The 16874-nt window shown below is 29.4% G+C and carries 26 protein-coding genes; 25 read left to right on the forward strand and 1 reads right to left on the reverse strand.

Annotated features, from left to right (window positions below):
- Window positions 1–116: 116 nt before the first annotated feature.
- Complete coding sequence (locus B5E75_RS12650) at window positions 117–617, reverse strand: hypothetical protein (RefSeq protein WP_087359829.1); 501 nt, start codon at window positions 615–617, stop codon at window positions 117–119.
- Window positions 618–806: 189 nt separating this feature from the next.
- Here B5E75_RS12650 and B5E75_RS12655 point away from each other — a divergent pair, with 189 nt between their 5' ends.
- From B5E75_RS12655 to B5E75_RS14645, 25 genes are all read left to right on the forward strand, one after another.
- The gene (locus tag B5E75_RS12655) at window positions 807–1028 is read left to right on the forward strand and encodes a DUF739 family protein (protein ID WP_087359832.1); all 222 of its coding nucleotides are present in this window, start codon (window positions 807–809) and stop codon (window positions 1026–1028) included.
- Between the two features lie 93 nt (window positions 1029–1121).
- Window positions 1122–1742, forward strand: coding sequence for a SprT-like domain-containing protein (locus B5E75_RS12660; protein WP_087359834.1), 621 nt, complete (start codon window positions 1122–1124; stop codon window positions 1740–1742).
- On the forward strand, window positions 1714–2598 hold the full coding sequence (locus B5E75_RS12665) for an adenine nucleotide alpha hydrolase family protein (protein WP_087359837.1): 885 nt from the start codon (window positions 1714–1716) through the stop codon (window positions 2596–2598). The genes B5E75_RS12660 and B5E75_RS12665 overlap by 29 nt, the downstream gene beginning before the upstream one ends.
- Complete coding sequence (locus B5E75_RS12670) at window positions 2588–2821, forward strand: hypothetical protein (protein ID WP_087359839.1); 234 nt, start codon at window positions 2588–2590, stop codon at window positions 2819–2821. Before B5E75_RS12665 ends, B5E75_RS12670 begins: the two co-directional genes overlap by 11 nt.
- Complete coding sequence (locus tag B5E75_RS12675) at window positions 2818–3222, forward strand: helix-turn-helix domain-containing protein (RefSeq protein ID WP_087359842.1); 405 nt, start codon at window positions 2818–2820, stop codon at window positions 3220–3222. The genes B5E75_RS12670 and B5E75_RS12675 overlap by 4 nt, the downstream gene beginning before the upstream one ends.
- A 66-nt stretch (window positions 3223–3288) precedes the next feature.
- Complete coding sequence (locus B5E75_RS12680; RefSeq protein WP_087359845.1) at window positions 3289–4140, forward strand: pentapeptide repeat-containing protein; 852 nt, start codon at window positions 3289–3291, stop codon at window positions 4138–4140.
- A gap of 2 nt (window positions 4141–4142) precedes the next feature.
- Window positions 4143–5426 carry an SNF2-related protein gene (locus B5E75_RS12685; protein ID WP_087359848.1) on the forward strand — a complete coding sequence of 428 codons (1284 nt, stop codon included), beginning with the start codon at window positions 4143–4145 and terminating at the stop codon, window positions 5424–5426.
- Entirely contained in the window at window positions 5398–6024 is a 627-nt protein-coding gene (locus B5E75_RS12690; protein WP_087359851.1) for a transglycosylase SLT domain-containing protein, read from the forward strand. The genes B5E75_RS12685 and B5E75_RS12690 overlap by 29 nt, the downstream gene beginning before the upstream one ends.
- Complete coding sequence (locus tag B5E75_RS12695) at window positions 6021–6467, forward strand: hypothetical protein (protein ID WP_087359854.1); 447 nt, start codon at window positions 6021–6023, stop codon at window positions 6465–6467. Before B5E75_RS12690 ends, B5E75_RS12695 begins: the two co-directional genes overlap by 4 nt.
- Window positions 6467–6880, forward strand: coding sequence for a VRR-NUC domain-containing protein (locus B5E75_RS12700; protein WP_087359857.1), 414 nt, complete (start codon window positions 6467–6469; stop codon window positions 6878–6880). Before B5E75_RS12695 ends, B5E75_RS12700 begins: the two co-directional genes overlap by 1 nt.
- Window positions 6802–8424 carry an AAA family ATPase gene (locus tag B5E75_RS12705; RefSeq protein ID WP_087359860.1) on the forward strand — a complete coding sequence of 541 codons (1623 nt, stop codon included), beginning with the start codon at window positions 6802–6804 and terminating at the stop codon, window positions 8422–8424. The genes B5E75_RS12700 and B5E75_RS12705 overlap by 79 nt, the downstream gene beginning before the upstream one ends.
- A 13-nt stretch (window positions 8425–8437) precedes the next feature.
- Complete coding sequence (locus B5E75_RS12710; RefSeq protein ID WP_087359863.1) at window positions 8438–9337, forward strand: prohibitin family protein; 900 nt, start codon at window positions 8438–8440, stop codon at window positions 9335–9337.
- Between the two features lie 2 nt (window positions 9338–9339).
- On the forward strand, window positions 9340–9825 hold the full coding sequence (locus B5E75_RS12715) for a DUF669 domain-containing protein (protein WP_087359866.1): 486 nt from the start codon (window positions 9340–9342) through the stop codon (window positions 9823–9825).
- A gap of 54 nt (window positions 9826–9879) precedes the next feature.
- Window positions 9880–11670: a hypothetical protein gene (locus B5E75_RS12720; RefSeq protein WP_087359869.1), complete on the forward strand. Its 1791-nt coding sequence runs from the start codon at window positions 9880–9882 to the stop codon at window positions 11668–11670.
- Window positions 11663–12097 carry a hypothetical protein gene (locus tag B5E75_RS12725; RefSeq protein WP_087359872.1) on the forward strand — a complete coding sequence of 145 codons (435 nt, stop codon included), beginning with the start codon at window positions 11663–11665 and terminating at the stop codon, window positions 12095–12097. Before B5E75_RS12720 ends, B5E75_RS12725 begins: the two co-directional genes overlap by 8 nt.
- Entirely contained in the window at window positions 12087–13970 is a 1884-nt protein-coding gene (locus tag B5E75_RS12730; RefSeq protein ID WP_087359875.1) for a phage/plasmid primase, P4 family, read from the forward strand. Before B5E75_RS12725 ends, B5E75_RS12730 begins: the two co-directional genes overlap by 11 nt.
- Window positions 13971–13982: 12 nt before the next feature.
- Entirely contained in the window at window positions 13983–14615 is a 633-nt protein-coding gene (locus B5E75_RS12735; RefSeq protein ID WP_241146671.1) for a hypothetical protein, read from the forward strand.
- A 15-nt stretch (window positions 14616–14630) separates the two neighbouring features.
- The gene (locus B5E75_RS12740; RefSeq protein WP_087359878.1) at window positions 14631–14915 is read left to right on the forward strand and encodes a nucleoside triphosphate pyrophosphohydrolase family protein; all 285 of its coding nucleotides are present in this window, start codon (window positions 14631–14633) and stop codon (window positions 14913–14915) included.
- Between the two features lie 4 nt (window positions 14916–14919).
- Window positions 14920–15096: a hypothetical protein gene (locus tag B5E75_RS14635; protein WP_162607692.1), complete on the forward strand. Its 177-nt coding sequence runs from the start codon at window positions 14920–14922 to the stop codon at window positions 15094–15096.
- 128 nt (window positions 15097–15224) lie between these two features.
- Window positions 15225–15533, forward strand: coding sequence for a hypothetical protein (locus B5E75_RS12745; RefSeq protein ID WP_087359882.1), 309 nt, complete (start codon window positions 15225–15227; stop codon window positions 15531–15533).
- A 2-nt stretch (window positions 15534–15535) separates the two neighbouring features.
- Window positions 15536–15838, forward strand: a complete 303-nt coding sequence (locus B5E75_RS12750; RefSeq protein WP_087359885.1) for a hypothetical protein — start codon at window positions 15536–15538, stop codon at window positions 15836–15838.
- The gene (locus B5E75_RS12755) at window positions 15835–16089 is read left to right on the forward strand and encodes a hypothetical protein (protein WP_087359888.1); all 255 of its coding nucleotides are present in this window, start codon (window positions 15835–15837) and stop codon (window positions 16087–16089) included. Before B5E75_RS12750 ends, B5E75_RS12755 begins: the two co-directional genes overlap by 4 nt.
- On the forward strand, window positions 16061–16318 hold the full coding sequence (locus B5E75_RS12760) for a hypothetical protein (RefSeq protein ID WP_087359890.1): 258 nt from the start codon (window positions 16061–16063) through the stop codon (window positions 16316–16318). The genes B5E75_RS12755 and B5E75_RS12760 overlap by 29 nt, the downstream gene beginning before the upstream one ends.
- Window positions 16302–16469, forward strand: coding sequence for a hypothetical protein (locus B5E75_RS14640; protein WP_162607693.1), 168 nt, complete (start codon window positions 16302–16304; stop codon window positions 16467–16469). Before B5E75_RS12760 ends, B5E75_RS14640 begins: the two co-directional genes overlap by 17 nt.
- Window positions 16450–16605: a hypothetical protein gene (locus B5E75_RS14645; RefSeq protein WP_162607694.1), complete on the forward strand. Its 156-nt coding sequence runs from the start codon at window positions 16450–16452 to the stop codon at window positions 16603–16605. Before B5E75_RS14640 ends, B5E75_RS14645 begins: the two co-directional genes overlap by 20 nt.
- Window positions 16606–16874: the final 269 nt, after the last annotated feature.

A 16874-nucleotide genomic window follows, 5' to 3' on the forward strand; every position in this document is an offset into this window, starting at 1 on the left:
ATAAAATCAATACTTTTCAAAGTACAAGATTGATTTATTTCATCTTGTACCTTTTTAAATCTTGTACCATTTTGAAAATAAACTTTCAAAAATAAAGGTTACAGTAGAAGAATTAGTTATATACTCATTGCTTGATATAAACTTTGTTGATCAATATCTTCTTTTAGATATTTTTCATTTTCACAAATATCTAAAATATAATCTTGTATCTTTTGCTTACCATCAACATTTAGCATATCATATAAAGTTACTAACTTATAAAAATCTTTCCCAAACACTTTTGCTAAATCTTCAAGAACTGGTAATTGTTGTTGTAATTCTTTTTCTAAATCTTTAAAACTATCCCAATTAATTTCTTTATCCATAGGAAAATCATAACCCATTAACCATTCTATATTAACTTGTAATGCTTCACTCAAAACATATAGTTTATCCTGATTAGGTTCAGAACGACCAGTAACATATTGGCTTATATCAGATTTATTAAATTTCACATTATACATTTGACAGTATGGTTCACATAATTCTACAATATCTTTTTGTTTGATGTTTTTTAAGTTCATATAATACTTTAGTCGTTCTTTTGTGTTGGATATTTTTTTAGGATTGTTTTTCATTTTTTCACTTCCTTTCTAGTTAATATTTTAATATAAATTGAACATAAGTTCAAGAAAAACTACAAAAAGTAGTTAATTTTGAATTTTTGTATTGACTTTTTGAACAATAAAGAATATTATATAGGTAGTTCAAAACTAACGACTAAAAAAGTAGCGAACTAGAATTTAAAAGAAATGAGGTGAAACGAAATGTCTTATGAATATTCAAAGTTAAAAGGAAGAATTGTTGAAAAATGTGGTAATCAACAAAATTTTGCTAAGTTAATGGGTTTATCAGAACGAACAGTATCATTAAAATTGAATAATGAGAGAAAATTTACCCAGCCAGATATTGATAAAGCATTAACTATTTTGGAAATTCCAATAGAAGAAATTAAGGATTATTTTTTTACACCTAAAGTTCAAAACTAACGACTTTTAATTAAGATATTTATATTTAGTGGGTGAAATGATTGGTAATCTTACTGGCAATAAGATTACCCAGAGTGAAAGGAGTGATGGACAATGAATGATGTAAGTTTGAAAGCAGTTATTGGTAAATTTGAAAATTTATTTTCTATCTTCAATAAGAAATATTATGACAACCAGTTAGAAACACCAGTGATCACAGTATCGCCAGATGTCACAAGAGGTGCCTATGGGTGGTGTACTTCATGGAAAGCTTGGAACAGTAGTGAAAATGAAGATGAAGGATATTATGAAATTAACATGTGTGCGGAACATCTAAACAGAGATTTCAAAGAAGTATGTGCAACGCTTTTACATGAAATGGTTCATTTATGGAATTTACAGAATGATGTACAAGATACATTAAGAGGTGGTACATATCACAATAAAAATTTTAAAGTTGAAGCAGAAAAACATGGTTTGTCAATTGAAAAAGATAGCAAATATGGGTGGACTATCACAAAGTTAAATGATGAGTGTTCCAAATTCATTGATGAACTGAAACATGAGAATTTCAAACTTTATCGAAAGAAAATGGTCAAACTGAATACTGCAAAAAGTAGACAGTCAACAAGAAAATATGTATGTCCGTCATGCGGTTGTATCGTTAGAGCAACCAAAGAAGTAAATATAATGTGTGGTGATTGCAATGAATACTTTGAAGAAGAATGTAAGTAAAGAAGAAATTGATTTTTATTTAGAAGATCTAAAAAGCAGATTTCCTAAAAACAGAGAAAATTATTATCTTTCTTATTCTGGTGGTAGAGATAGTCATTTTCTTTACTGGTTCATTAAAGAATATTTGAAAGATGAACAGATTGAAATTGTATCAGTTAATACATACATGGAACATCATGAAATATTAAAGAGAATGAGAAATAATGCTGATGTTATTTTAATACCAGAAATAAAACCGTTTGAAATCAAAGAAAAATATGGTAGTCCATGCTTTAGCAAAATTCAAGATGAGTTTATAGAAAGGTATCAAAAAGGGTGTAGAACTGAATTTTTAATGAAACATATTAATGGTTATGTTTTTGAAGGTAAAGATAAGAAAACATATAAAACTTTATTCAAATTAAATAATAAAGCAAGAGATTTATTATTAAGTGGCAAATTACATAAAGTTAGTCCTAAATGCTGTACGCATTTAAAAAAGAAACCTTTAAAACGTTATGAAAAGGAAACTGGCAGACATGCAATTTTAGGTGTTCGTAGTGTTGAGGGAAATTTAAGAAAAAGTCAATATAAATCTTGTTTTTCAAAAGATGGTACTTTTCACCCAATATATGATTTAACAAATGAAATGTTAGAAGCAATAGAACATGAGTATAAAATTGAAGTTCCAGAAATATACGATCACATTTTAAGAACTGGCTGTATGGGGTGTCCTTACGGTTCATGGAAACATGAAACTCAAAAAGAGTTGAAATTAATTTCCAAACAACAAAGAAATTTCGTATGTGAACTGTTTAAGGAAAGTTATCAAGTATTAGGAATTGAAATTGAGGAAGGTGATACAAATGGCAATTAAAAACATGTTGCCTACATATTTACTTAATGATTTTAAAAAGTATTTGGAAGAAAAAGGGTTTATGATCTTGAAACCTAACGGAAATTATGAAGTTTTGAGAGCAAAAAGAAATAAGCAGTTTATTTTGATCTTTAGACAGGACAAGAACAAAGATTATCTTTCATTTCAAGATAAGGATTTTCCATGGGTAAATGACTTTTTAAAACATAAAGGTGAAATATGAGTTTTGCAGAAGATTTAAAAAGGGCAATGATCAAACAGGGTTTTAATCAAGTAGAACTTGCTAAAGCAATAGGTAAAAGCAAATCATCAGTAAGCCAGTATTTATCAAATAAGAACTTACCCAATGAAGATACTTTAAAAGTTTTAGAAGAAGTTCTTGATTGCAGTTTTAACTTAGAAGAAAACACTGATACAGATGAACCGTTAAAAATATCAGTTGGGCTATGTTCAAAGATGTTAGGTAAATCAGAGCCTTTTGTAAGAACTGCTTTACGTGAAGGTAATACCCCATTTGGTTTTGCTACAAAAACAAGTGATAAATGGGATTATCACATAAGCCCTTATTTATTAAAGAAATATGTAGGTGAAGAAACATATTATAAATTCATTAAAAAATGCTGAAATGCAAGATTTCAGCACACATAAAATTTTTCAATAAAATTATAGCACAAAGAGAGGAAAAAACAAATGGAAATAAAAGGTTATAAAGTATTCAATCCAGATTGGACTTGTCGAGGATTTCAATATGAAGTAGGTAAAACATTTGAAATGGAAGAAACACCAGTATGTTGTGACAGGGGTTTTCATTTCTGTAAAAAGGCTAGTGATTGTTTTAGATACTATAATTTTAATTCTAATAACAAAGTAGCGGAAGTAACTGCATTAGGTTTGATTGATAATTCTGGTGATGGTGATAAGTCTTGTACTAATAAAATCAGAATTGACAGAGAATTAACATGGCATGAAGTTCTTGATCTTGTAAATCTTGGAAAAGACTGCACTGGACTTTGCAACAGTGGTAATTGCAACAGTGGTAATCGCAACAGTGGTAATTGGAACAGTGGTGATTGCAACAGTGGTAATCGCAACAGTGGTGATTGGAACAGTGGTAATTGCAACAGTGGTAATTGCAACAGTGGTGATTGCAACAGTGGTGATTGGAACAGTGGTGATTGGAACAAGGCTTCTTTCTGTTTGGGTTGTTTCAATACAGTTAATCAAAAACTTAAATTCTTTGATAAAGAAAGTGATGTTACATTTGAAGAATGGCGAAATAGTGATGCCTATTATTTGTTAAGAAGAATTGATGATGCACCAGTTGAATGGATATGGGATTGTGATATGAGTGATCAAGAAAAAGCAGATAATCCAGATTGGGAAATCAACGGCGGTTATTTAAAAAAACGTGATGTATCACAAGCCAATATAAAATGGTGGAAATCTTTAAGCAAATTAGAAAAAGAAGAAATCAAAAACATTCCAAATTTTGATGCTGAAAAATTCAAATTGATTACTGGAATAGATGTAAATGAGGATTGATCATGAAAACAATTAATTTCATGCAGCATCAAAAAGAAGTTTTAGAAAAATCTAAAGACTATAAAAATGTTGCCTATTATCTTGATATGGGGTTAGGAAAAACATTTATAGGTGCTGAAAAGTTAATAAATAAAGGTAAGAATGTAAATTTAGTTGTTTGCCAGAAATCCAAAGTTACAGATTGGATTGAACATTTTAAAAATTATTATGATCATGAAATATATGATTTAACAAATAAAAAATCATTTGAAGAATTTATACAAACTGCCAAAGTATACGACTATATAAAAGTTGTTGGTGTTATTAATTATGATCTAGCTTTTAGAAGAAAAGAATTGTTAGAACTTCAAGATTTTACACTAATGTTAGATGAAAGTTCATTAATTCAAAATGACAAGAGCAAGAGAACAAAATTTATTTTAAAGATGAAATATGACAATGTAATTCTTCTTTCTGGTACACCAACTTCTGGGAAATATGAAAATCTATGGTCACAGTGCCATTTGCTTGGGTGGAATATATCCAAACGTGCTTATGACATAACGTATGTCAATTTCAAAAAAATTGTTTCTGGTGACTTTCAGCATAATGTGGTTGATAAAAACGATCCATATAAAAATGTTGAAAGATTAAAAAGAAAGATGCGTGAACATGGTGCTATCTTCATGAAAACGGAAGAAGTTATTGATTTGCCAGAACAGACATTTATTGAACTTAAATGTAAAACATCAAGTGAATATAAAACATTTATAGATAATGATTATGTGAGTTTAAAAGATGTTGAATTTATTGGTGATAGTGATTTTTCAAAAAGATTATGTGAAAGACAGCTTTGTTCAGTATACAACAGAGATAAATTAAAGATGTTTGAAGATTTAATTCAATCAACAAATGATAGAATAGTTGTTTTTTACAACTTTAATGTTGAATTAGAAACATTAAAAGATATTTGTAGGATATATGACAAACCAGTTAGTGAAGTAAATGGTGAAACAAAAGATTTAAAGAATTATGAAAAATATTCAAATTCTATAACGCTTGTCCAGTATCAAGCTGGGGCATTAGGGTTAAATCTTCAAAAGGCAAATAAGATTATATATTTTACCCTTACTGATAAAAGTGAACTTTTTGAACAAAGCAAAAAGCGTATCCATAGGATTGGACAGGAAAACAGATGTTTCTATTACATTCTATTATGCAGTGGATCAATTGAAGAAAGCATTTATCAGACATTGAAAGAAAGGAAGGATTATACAGATGATCTATTCAAAGAGTACAAAAGATAAAGTAATGAAGAAAATAACAATCAGTTTACTTATTTCTTTAATTCTGGGTGCCGTTTTGGGATTTGGTGGTACTTATGCCTATTTCAAAACAAACACTCATACATCATTAAAATATGGTGAAAACAAAGCGTTTGAAGAAGATGAAACATTGGAATTGTCAAGTGTTTCAAACTTCAAAGCCATTAACATTGGATTAGATGAAAATATCCAGGAATTTATTTATCTATTATGTGATGGATATGATATTGATTATTCATTTGTGTTAGCACTTATTGATCAAGAGAGTAACTTCACCACTAATGCAGTTAGTAATACTGGTGATTATGGATTGTTTCAGATTAATGAAGTTAATCATGATGAACTTAAAAATACATTAGGCATTAAAGATATTAGTGATCCATACGAAAATACACGTGCTGGAATGTTCATATTAAGAAAACTGTTTGAAAAATATGAAGAACCAGCAAAGGTATTAATGGCTTATAACATGGGTGAAACTGGTGCAAAGATTTTATGGGATAAAGGAGTATTTTCAACCACATATACGGATAAGGTATTGAAATTACAAAATAAATATGAAAAGGAGTTAGAAAAATGATTAGATGTAAAAATGAATGTCCACATGGACAAAAAACATGCTGTTTCTTTTGTGAAATCAAACATGGGTGTGAAGATTGCTGTAATGAAAATGAAATGAAAACAGAACCGTCAAAATGTGCTTATGCAATTGTTGAAGGTGAAAATGAAATTGAATTATTCAATTATGAGGTAGCCAACGCTTTAGCGGTCGTAGAACAGTGTGAAGTCCAAAAGAAAACGCTTGAAGAAAAATCATCAAAAATGAAAGAAGCTATTAAAACTGCAATGGAAAAATACAATGTAAAGAAATTTACAAGTGACAAGATAGAAATTACGTATATTGCACCTTCTACCAGAAATACCATTGACAGTAAAAAATTAAAGATGAATTATCCAGATATTGCGGCTGAATGTACCAAAACATCAAATGTTTCATCATCAATCAGAATTAAGGTGAAATAATGGCTGGTGAAAAGAATTTTGAAAAGAAGGTTGAAAATTACTTGATTTCAATGGGTATTTACAAAGCTGGAACACCAAAACAGAAAATAAAGGTAAAACCAGTTGGATGGTTTACCAAAATATGGGGTGGCGGTTATCAAAAAAGCGGTATACCAGATTTACTACTATGTATTAACGGTATATTCATATCGTGTGAATTGAAAGATACATACGGTAAGGCTTCTGATATACAAAAGTTAAATACCTTGAGAATAAATGAAGCTAATGGGATAGGAATTATTCTATATCCAGAAGGCTTTGAAAATTTTAAAAATTTAGTAAAGGGGGTTATAGATTGCAAGTATCACATTCAAGAATTGAAACATTTAAAAGATGTCAATATCAGTTCAAAATGCGTTATATTGACGAACTGAAAACATTACCAGCGGATAATGCTGATAATGCACTGTATCTAGGAACTGCATTACATGCTGGCTTAGAAAAAGATGTAGATGCAGCAATTGAACAGTATTATTCAAATTATACTGTTATAACTGATGAAATCATCAATGAAGCAATAAAACTTGAAGAAATGATTAAAAGGGCAAAAAAGATATGCCCAGACGGTCAACATGAAGTATTGATTGAAGATGATGATTTTAAAGGTTTCATTGATTTGCTAGTTCCAGTAAAAGGGTTTCGTGATGCAGATGTGCCAAATGTATATGATATTTATGATTTTAAGTATTCAAATAATGTAGAGAATTATTTGAAAAGTGATCAGTTACATTTGTACAAGTATTATTTTGAAAAACTTAATCCAGGTAAGAAAATAAGAAACTTGTATTTCTTATTTGTACCAAAGATTAAAGTTAGAAAAAAGCGTGAGAATGAATCACTGATGATGTATAGAAAATTAATCAGTGATGAATTGAAAAACGCTGAACCATTCATTAGAGAAATTGAATATGATCATGAAAAGGTTATTCAGTTTCTAATTGATGTAAAACATACAGTTGAAGCTACAAAGTATGAAAAAAATTACTCATGGTTATGTAACTGGTGTGAATTTAAAGATTACTGTAAGGAAGGAAAAGATTATATGTTATTACCAAAAAATGAACGTAGAAAAGTAGAAAAAGTTGACAAAAAAGTTATTTGGGTTTATGGTGCACCGTTTAGCGGTAAAACGGTTTTTGCTGATAAATTCCCAGACCCATTGATGTTGAATACTGATGGAAATATTAAGTTTGTTACTGCACCTTATATTTCAATACAGGATAAACTTGAAAAGAACGGTCGAATGATGAACAGAACATTAGCATGGGATATTTTTAAAGATGTTATTACTGAATTAGAAAAGAAAGACAATGATTTTAAAACAATCGTTGTTGACTTACTAGAAGATTGTTATGAATATTGCAGATTATATATTTATGATCAAATGGGAATTACACATGAAAGTGATGATAGTTTTAGAGCATGGGATAAAGTCACTACTGAATTTCTTTCAGTTATGAGAAGATTTATGAACTTGAATTATGAAAATATCATTCTAATTTCTCATGAAGATACAAGCAAAGATATTACTAAACGTGGCGGTGATAAGATTACTGCTATCAAGCCTAATTTACGTGAAAAAGTTGCTAATAAAGTTGCTGGTATGGTTGATATTGTAGCAAGAGCAGTAGCAGAAGGTGACAACTATACACTTTCATTTAAAAAGAGTGAAGTTATTTTTGGTGGTGGAAGATTAACTATTAACAATCGTGAGATTCCAACATCTTATGAAGATTTTATAGCACTTTATGATGAAGTAAATATCAGTGGTGAAAGTGAAGAACCTAAAAAACGCAGATCATCAAAGAAAAAAGATGAAGAAACTGTAACAGTTGTGGAAACACCAGCTAATGTTGAAGAAGAAACAGTTGAAGAAGAAAAACCAAAAAGAAGAACACGTAAGAGAAGAACAGAATAGAGAGGTATAGGTTATGACAGGAATTATTATTTTCATTTTAAAAGCTGTATTATTTCTTTTAATTCCAATCTCATTCATTGGGTTTGGAATTAAGAAAGTAGATTATGATTTCACATTTAAATTAAACAAGAAATGTTTATTCAGTTTAATTCCATTAGCAGTTTTCATTTTATCAAGTGCAGTTGTGATTATTCCAGCTAATTCAGTTGGTGTAAGATATTCAGCATTGAATGGAACAAGCAAAAAGACATTAGATGAAGGTGTTCATTTAATTGTTCCATTCGTTGATAAAATTTATGAAATTGATACAACAACACAGGAAAGAACTGATGAAAATTTATCAGTTCAAACAAAAGATGCTCAATGGATCAGTGTTGAAACGAATGTTAAATATAGAGTTTCTGAAGAAAATGCCTTCAAGGTTTATAAGGGTTATAAAACCTTGGACAACTTAAATAAAAACATCATTGGAAACTATGCACAGGATGCACTCAATACCGTTTGTTCTCAATACAATGTGATTGATATTTTAGGTGAGAAAAGAAATGAAATCATTGAAAAAACAGTAGCACTATTAAGTGAAAAATTTGAAAACGAAGGTATTACATTAACTGCACTGACATTAAAAGATATTGATGCTGGTGATGAAATTGAAAAAGCAATCAAGGAAGAAGCAGTTGCTAAAAAACAGGTGGAAACGGCTGAACAGAACCGTTTGAAAGCTGAAAAAGAAGCTGAAACAAAGTTGATTGAAGCACAGGGTGAAGCTGCTGCCAATGCAGCAAAGACATCACAATTAACAGATGAAATTTTGATGGAACAGTTTATTAAAAAATGGAACGGTGAGTTACCAAAAGTCACTGGATCAGATGGAAACATCATTGATATTAATGGAATTTTAGGAGGTAATTAATCATGAGCAATATTTGGGAAGAATTTGATAAGACAGTAGATTTAGAAGGCTTACAAAAAGATTTGGAAGAATTTGATAAAAACGGTAGTCAACAGAACTTTAAGGAAGTACCACATGGAAATTATGAAGTTTCAGTTGAAAAATTGGAAATGAAAACAAGTAAATCAAAAAGAGTAATGTTTACATGCTGGTTTAAGATCGTTGAAGGTGAATATAAAAATTCTATGATTTTCATGAACCAGGTCATTGATTTTCCATTAGGTATTCACAAAATGCATGAATTATTGAAAGGTTTAACACGTGAATGTGAAACCAAATATGATTTTACAAACGCTGGATTCACATATACAAAATGCAATGAACAGATTCTTGATGTATTTGAAGAAATTCATGGTAACTATGAATATGCTTTGGAATATAAAGCAGATAGCAAAAACTCACAGTTCAACACGTTTAAAATTTTGGAAGTATATGCACTGGAAGATTAACAGTACAGGGAAGATTTCTATCTTCCCTTATTCCTAAAGAAAGGGGCTGGAACAATGCTTTTCTATGATTTTGAAGTTTTTAAATATGATTGGCTGGTAGTGATCATTGATGTAACTAATAAGAAAGAGCATGTTATTATCAATGATGAAAATAAATTAGAAGAAATTTACAATCAGTTTTCCAGTGATATATGGGTTGGTTTCAATAACAGGCATTATGATCAGTACATTTTGAAAGGCATATTATGCGGATTTAATCCAAAGAGGATAAATGATTATATCATTGTAAAAGGTTTGCCAGGCTGGAAATTTAGCAGTTTATTAAAGCATTATCCATTAAATAATTATGATGTTATGCTTGGAACTGACAGAGGGTTAAAATCTTTTGAAGGTTTCATGGGCAATGACATAAAAGAAAGTTCAGTACCGTTTGATATAGACAGAAAACTGACAGATGAAGAAATCCAGGAAACTATAAAATATTGTAAGCATGATGTCGAACAGACAATTGAAGTATTCTTGAAAAGAATTGATGAATTTAATACAATGATGTATTTTATCAAACACTTTAAATTATCAATATCTTCTATTTCTAAAACAAAAGCACAGTTAGCTGCTGAAATTCTTGGCGGAAACAGAAAAGGACAGAATTTTAATGATGAATTTGATTTTCCTATTCTGGATTGTCTTGATTTGAAAAAATATAAATTCATTGCTAACTGGTACAGAAAAAAAGAAAATCATAATTATTCAAAGAAACAGGATAAAGTTATTGTTGCTAGTGTTGAACATACATTTTCTTGGGGTGGTGGTCATGGTGCAAGAACCAAATACCATAAAAAAGGGTGTTTCTTAATCATTGATGTAACCGCTTATTATCCTAGCTTACAGGAACGATATAAATTTGGGTACAGAGTGATGGATAATCCAGAAAATTTTGAGTTTATACATAATTCAAATATTGAATTTAAAAGAAAAGGTGATAAGAAAGCAAGACTTCCATTTAAAATCATGGATAATGCTATTTCTGGACAGATGAAACAGAAATCATCAGCACTTTATGATCCAATGTCAAACAACAGCATTTGTATTAATGGGCAATTGCTATTGTTAGATTTAATAGAACATCTTGAACTTGCATTAGGGAAAGATTTTATATTAGTACAAAATAATACTGATGGTATTCTTATTGAATTGAAAAATTATGAAAAAGATTTTGATACAGTTGATGATGTTGTATATGAATGGGAAAAAAGAACAGGTATGAAAATGGATTTTGATACATTCTTTGGTGAAATATTCCAGAAAGACGTAAATAATTATTTGATTGTTGATAGAGAAACTGGTGCGGTTAAATCTAAAGGATCGTATGTAAAAAAATTAAGCAGTTTGGATTATGATTTACCAATCATAAATAAAGCACTGGTGAATTATATGATTGATGGTATAGATATAGAAACAACCATTAATGAGTGTAATGAATTGAAAGAATTTCAGTTAGTAACAAAAATAAGCAATAAATATGATGCCTTATATCATGGTGGAACGTTTAGCCAGTTAAAAGAAACAGTAAACGGAAAGAGAAAAACCGTTAAAAGATATAATTTTGACGGTAAACAGATCAAAGAAAAATGCATAAGAATCTTTGCATCAAATGATGAAAATGATGGAATGTATTATAAACAACACAAAACCACAAAGTCATTTGAAAAAGTCACAAACTGTCCTATCCATGCATTTTCTTTTAACGGTGATGTAAATGGTTTAAAAGTTCCAGATAAACTTGATAAACAGTTTTATATAGATTTGGCATACAAAAGATTGGGTGATTTTGGGTATGTGTGATGTATTAGAAATAAATTATCCTAATGGTCGTATGATTATTTACCTAAAGGGTGTGTTTCCAAAAAATAAAAAACAGTTTCATAAGTTCATGAAATTCATCAGATCATTGCCAGATTATGAAGAATACTTAGATGTTTTGAAAGTTTATTTTCAAAAAGTAGCTGATGAAAATGAAGCAGAATTTAAGTTGTGTGGAAAGGTTTATTTTCATTATAAGCAGTTATATGCAGAAACAAAAAATCAAGTGGATAATGGTAAATATTCAAATGGTGTATATATTGAAGAAAAACAATTAAGAGAAATGAAAGATGATATTAAAATTTATAAAAATATCTATCAGTCTTATGAAAAACAGGGAAAAAGTACAAAAAGGAAAATGGAAAACTTCAAATATTTTCTGAAGGTGGTGAATGAAGATGTTCTTTAAAGGATATGTGGAAACAAACGGTAAAAAATGCATTGAAAAATTTAAAAACAGAAGTGATTTTAAAACGTATGAACAGGTAGAGAGATTAAATAGTTTTGCTGGTATTCTTGCAAGAGAAACAGTTTTGATTGATGTTGATGATTTTGAAGAAAGTGAGATATTGCTTAAAATCATCAAGGACAAAAAATTAAGATGCAGAGTTTATGAAACCAGCAGAGGTAAACACTTTCTATTCAAAAATAGCGGTTTAGAAAGATGCAAGACACATTGTTTTTTAGCAACTGGTATTAATGCTGATATTAAAGTTGGTCGAGTTAGTTCTTATTCAATTTTGAAGATAGACGGTGTAGAACGTAAGATTATTTATGATACTGCTGAAAATGAAGAAGCTGATTTATTGCCTAAATACTTGACACCAGTAAGAAGCAATATGGAATTCTTAAATATGGAAGCTGGTGACGGTAGAAATCAAGCATTGTTCAATTATATATTAACTTTACAGAGTAATGATTTTTCAGTTAAGGAAGCAAGAGAAACAATCAGAACCATTAATAGTTACGTTTTGAATGATCCATTAGATGAACGTGAAATAGAAACAATTTTACGTGATGATGCATTTAAAAAACCGATATTCTTTAAAGGCACTACTTTCTTATTTGATAAGTTTGCAGTTTTCTTAAAAAATAATCATCATATCATCAAAATAAACAACCAGTTGCATCTATACAAAGACGGTATATATGTAAGCGGACAAGATGAAATAGAAAGTATGATGATTTATCATATACCGCAGTTAAACAGAGCAAAAAGAAAAGAGGTATATGATTATCTTGAACTCTTGATTAGAGATAATACACCAGTAGAAAATGCCAATTATATAGCATTTAGAAATGGAATATATAATATTGAAAATGATGAATTACTTTCATTTTCACCAGAATTCATAATTACAAATAAGATTGATTGGGATTATAACCCTAATGCTTATAGTGAGTTAGCTGATCATACACTTAATAAAATAAGCTGCAATGATGAAAAGATTAGAAATTTACTTGAAGAATGTATAGGGTATACGTTTTACAGAAGAAATGAAATTGGTAAATTCTTCATGCTTACTGGTGACGGATCAAATGGAAAATCTACATATATTGACTTATTTAAGACGATATTAGGTGAGAAAAATATCGTTGCTTTGGAATTACAGGAACTTGGTGAAAGATTCAAAACCGCTGAAATGTTTGGAAAACTGGCAAACATAGGTGACGATATAGGTGATGAATTTGTTGCCAATACCGCAGTTTTAAAAAAATTAGCAACTGGTGACAGATTAAACGTTGAAAGAAAAGGACAGAACCCGTTTGATTTCAATAATTATGCTAAATTAATATTCAGTGCCAATTCTATACCACGTATGGGAAAAGGTAAAGATAACAGTGCATTATTGAGAAGAATGATCATTATACCATTCAATGCGGTTTTCAGTGAAGAAGATGAAGGTTTTGACCCATCTATCAAATATAAATTAAGTGAACAATCATCAGTTGAATATTTGATAACTTTAGCAATCAAAGGATTAAAAAGAGTTATCAAAAATAATAAATTTACTATAAGTGAAAAAGTCCAGAAAGAATTAGATGATTTTGAAGAAGCAAATAACCCCTTAATAGGTTTCATAAAAGATATTAGTTTAGATGATATTTTATATGAACCTACTAGTGAAGTTTATCAAAAATATGTTGAATACTGTATAAATGATGGTTTAGAACCTTTGAAAAAAATAAATTTTAGTAGACAAATCACAAAATATTTCAAAATTACTACTAAACAAAAAAAGATAAAAGGAAAAAAATTACAAATTTTTGTTGAATATTAAAGGAGTGTTTAAATGAACAGAGAGAGAGAGAGAGAGAGAGAGAGAGAGAATAAAGACTGGATAGGGAGCAAGGCATCAACATTTGTCACAATGGGTGCCAGTAATCATTCAAAAGAAACTAGACAGGAACATGATTATTATGCCACTGAACCAAAAGCAATGGAATTACTGTTAGATGTTGAACATTTCAATAATATTGTATGGGAATGTGCTTGTGGTGAAGGGCATTTATCAAAGGTATTAGAAAAACGTGGATATAACGTTATTTCAACAGATCTAATATATAGAGGGTATGGTGACAATGAACCTTTGAATTTTTTAGAAGAAACGCTAGAAAACTTTCATGGTGATATTGTTACCAATCCACCATATAAATATGCTTTGCAGTTTGCTGAAAAAGCAATTGAAAGTGTTGATGAAGGTAATAAAGTAGCTATGTTTTTGAAACTGCAATTTTTAGAGGGCAAAAGCAGAAAGAAATTCTTCATGAACCACCCACCAAAAGTAGTATATGTAAGTTCATCAAGATTAAACTGTGCTAAAAATGGAAACTTTGAAAAATATTCATCAAGTGCTGTTGCTTATGCATGGTTTGTATGGGTTAAAGGTTTTAAAGGTGATCCAATCATCAAATGGATCAATTAAAAAGGAGCGTTAAAAATGATTAAGGTAAATGAAGATTTACAGTTTAAACTTATCAATAAAGATACAAAAACACAGTTATTGATATGCATGGAAGAACCAGCAGAATTAATACAGGCAATATCAAAAGTGCAGAGATATTTAAATGAAGGAGTTATCAATCCAAAGTATAAAAGTTCTCTTGCTGCTAATTTATGTGAAGAAATTGCTGATGTGTATATTTGTTTGAAAAAACTTCAATTATATTTTGATATTAGTGATGATTGTATCCAGGAATGGATTGATTATAAAGAAAAGAGGTAAATATATGGAAAAGAAAGAATCAAAGTTAAATATTTACAGAACAAAGAAGATGTTTGATTTTACAAAGTTAGCTGATAATGAACCAGAGTTGTTTGATGAATTATGTGAAGATTATCCATTAGATAATCAGATATTAATGATTGAAATTGATGATGGAAATAAGCAAAGAAAAAGTAAATGAGTATATTCAAGCAACAGAAGGTAGGCAGTCTTATCGTGTTGAGGATTTCAAAAAGACAAAAAAGCTAACAGTAGAAGAATTTATTTATATTGCTGATCATCTAAACGAATTAAGAAAGGGTGAGAATAATGATAGTTAATTTAATATGTTTGATGTTAGGCTGTACTTTAGGGTTATTTATTACTTGTGCGGTTGTTTCTGGTCATGAAAGTTATGAAAACAGACCATTACAGAAACATGAACTTATTGAAAATGAATGGTACTGGAACAATGAACATAAAAAGTATTATCAGATTGCAGACGATACAGAAGTAAATTATGTATTCAATGGAAAAACAAATAAAAACTGTGTATATGTGAATGAAAATGAGTACATAAAACCAGTTTTCTATAATGATGGTGTATGGTTCAAGTATAGGGGAAGTGAGGTTGATTAACTATGAGAATACCAAACAAAGTTATTATAAATGCAGTTCCATATAAGGTTAATGTAAGGTGCGATTTAAGAATGGGTCCAGATTATGCTAGTGAAATTTTTGAAGCCGACCAGGAAATTAACATTAGAGATTATTCTGGAAAAGATACAATGAAGGTATCGTTTCTTCATGAATGTATACATGGCATGTTGTATTCACTTGGATATGTAAAGCATGATGAAAAGATGATTGACGGTCTAGCACATCAACTATATGCATTTATCAAAGATAATCCAGAAATATTTAAGGGGGAAACTAAAAAATGAACAAGTATTTAGAAGCGATTGATAAATTGGAAAACAATTATGATGCTTTCTATATGGGTAACAGATATGGGATTGAAAATACACATGAAAAAGAATTTAAATTATTATCAGAGTTAGATGGTGTAGAAAACTGTTTGGCTTGGATTCATGATTGTTACGATTGTTATTATAAGAATGAATTGGGTGAAGATAATCCATTTAATTATTTAAGGGGTGTTGTAAATGAAGCCAGTAGAAACAAGAACGACTAACTGTGTTTATACACATGAAGGGTGTAATGATCTACCAGCCACAAGATTTGAATCAAATGTGGGTAATGGAATTGAGGTATGTTTTGAAATAAGTGATAAAGAATTAGAAGAAATCAAGAAAACAAAGAAAGTATATCTTGATATTCTTAGTTTAAATATACCGCCTATATGTTTAAATTCGTTTTCATCTTTGGTAGATTGGAGTGGTAAAAATGAACATTTTAACTGAAGAAGAACTTCTTATACTGATCATTAATTTTGGAATGATGGCTTTAAATCAGACAAATGTACCTCAAGAAGTTACTCAAAGAAACAAATTGATCATTGATAAACTTATTGTTATGAGAGAGGAAATGAAAAATGGGAAAAGAGCAAGTTAATTTTGCAGCAAAAGCAATTGTTGAAATACTGAATACATTCAAACTTACTCTATCAGTAGAAGTTAAAGGTGATTTGGCATATCCTATTCTGATAGATGAAAACGGTACAAAATACTACTTCAAAAAGTGTAACTAATTCTTCTACTGTAACCTTTATTTTTGAAAGTTTATTTTCAAAATGGTACAAGATTTAAAAAGGTACAAGATGAAATAAATCAATCTTGTACTTTGAAAAGTATTGATTTTATAAGAAATTTTAAGATAAAGTACAAGGTACATGATAAATTTGAGTTATTAAATAAAGGAATGTAAAAACATTAAATTATAATAATCTCTTAAAAAATATATAAATAGTATATAATATTGTACCTTGTACTATTGAAAGAAAGGAATGAAAAAAAGATA

The sequence above is a fragment of the Massiliimicrobium timonense genome (assembly GCF_002160865.1).
Taxonomy (GTDB): domain Bacteria; phylum Bacillota_I; class Bacilli_A; order Erysipelotrichales; family Coprobacillaceae; genus Allocoprobacillus.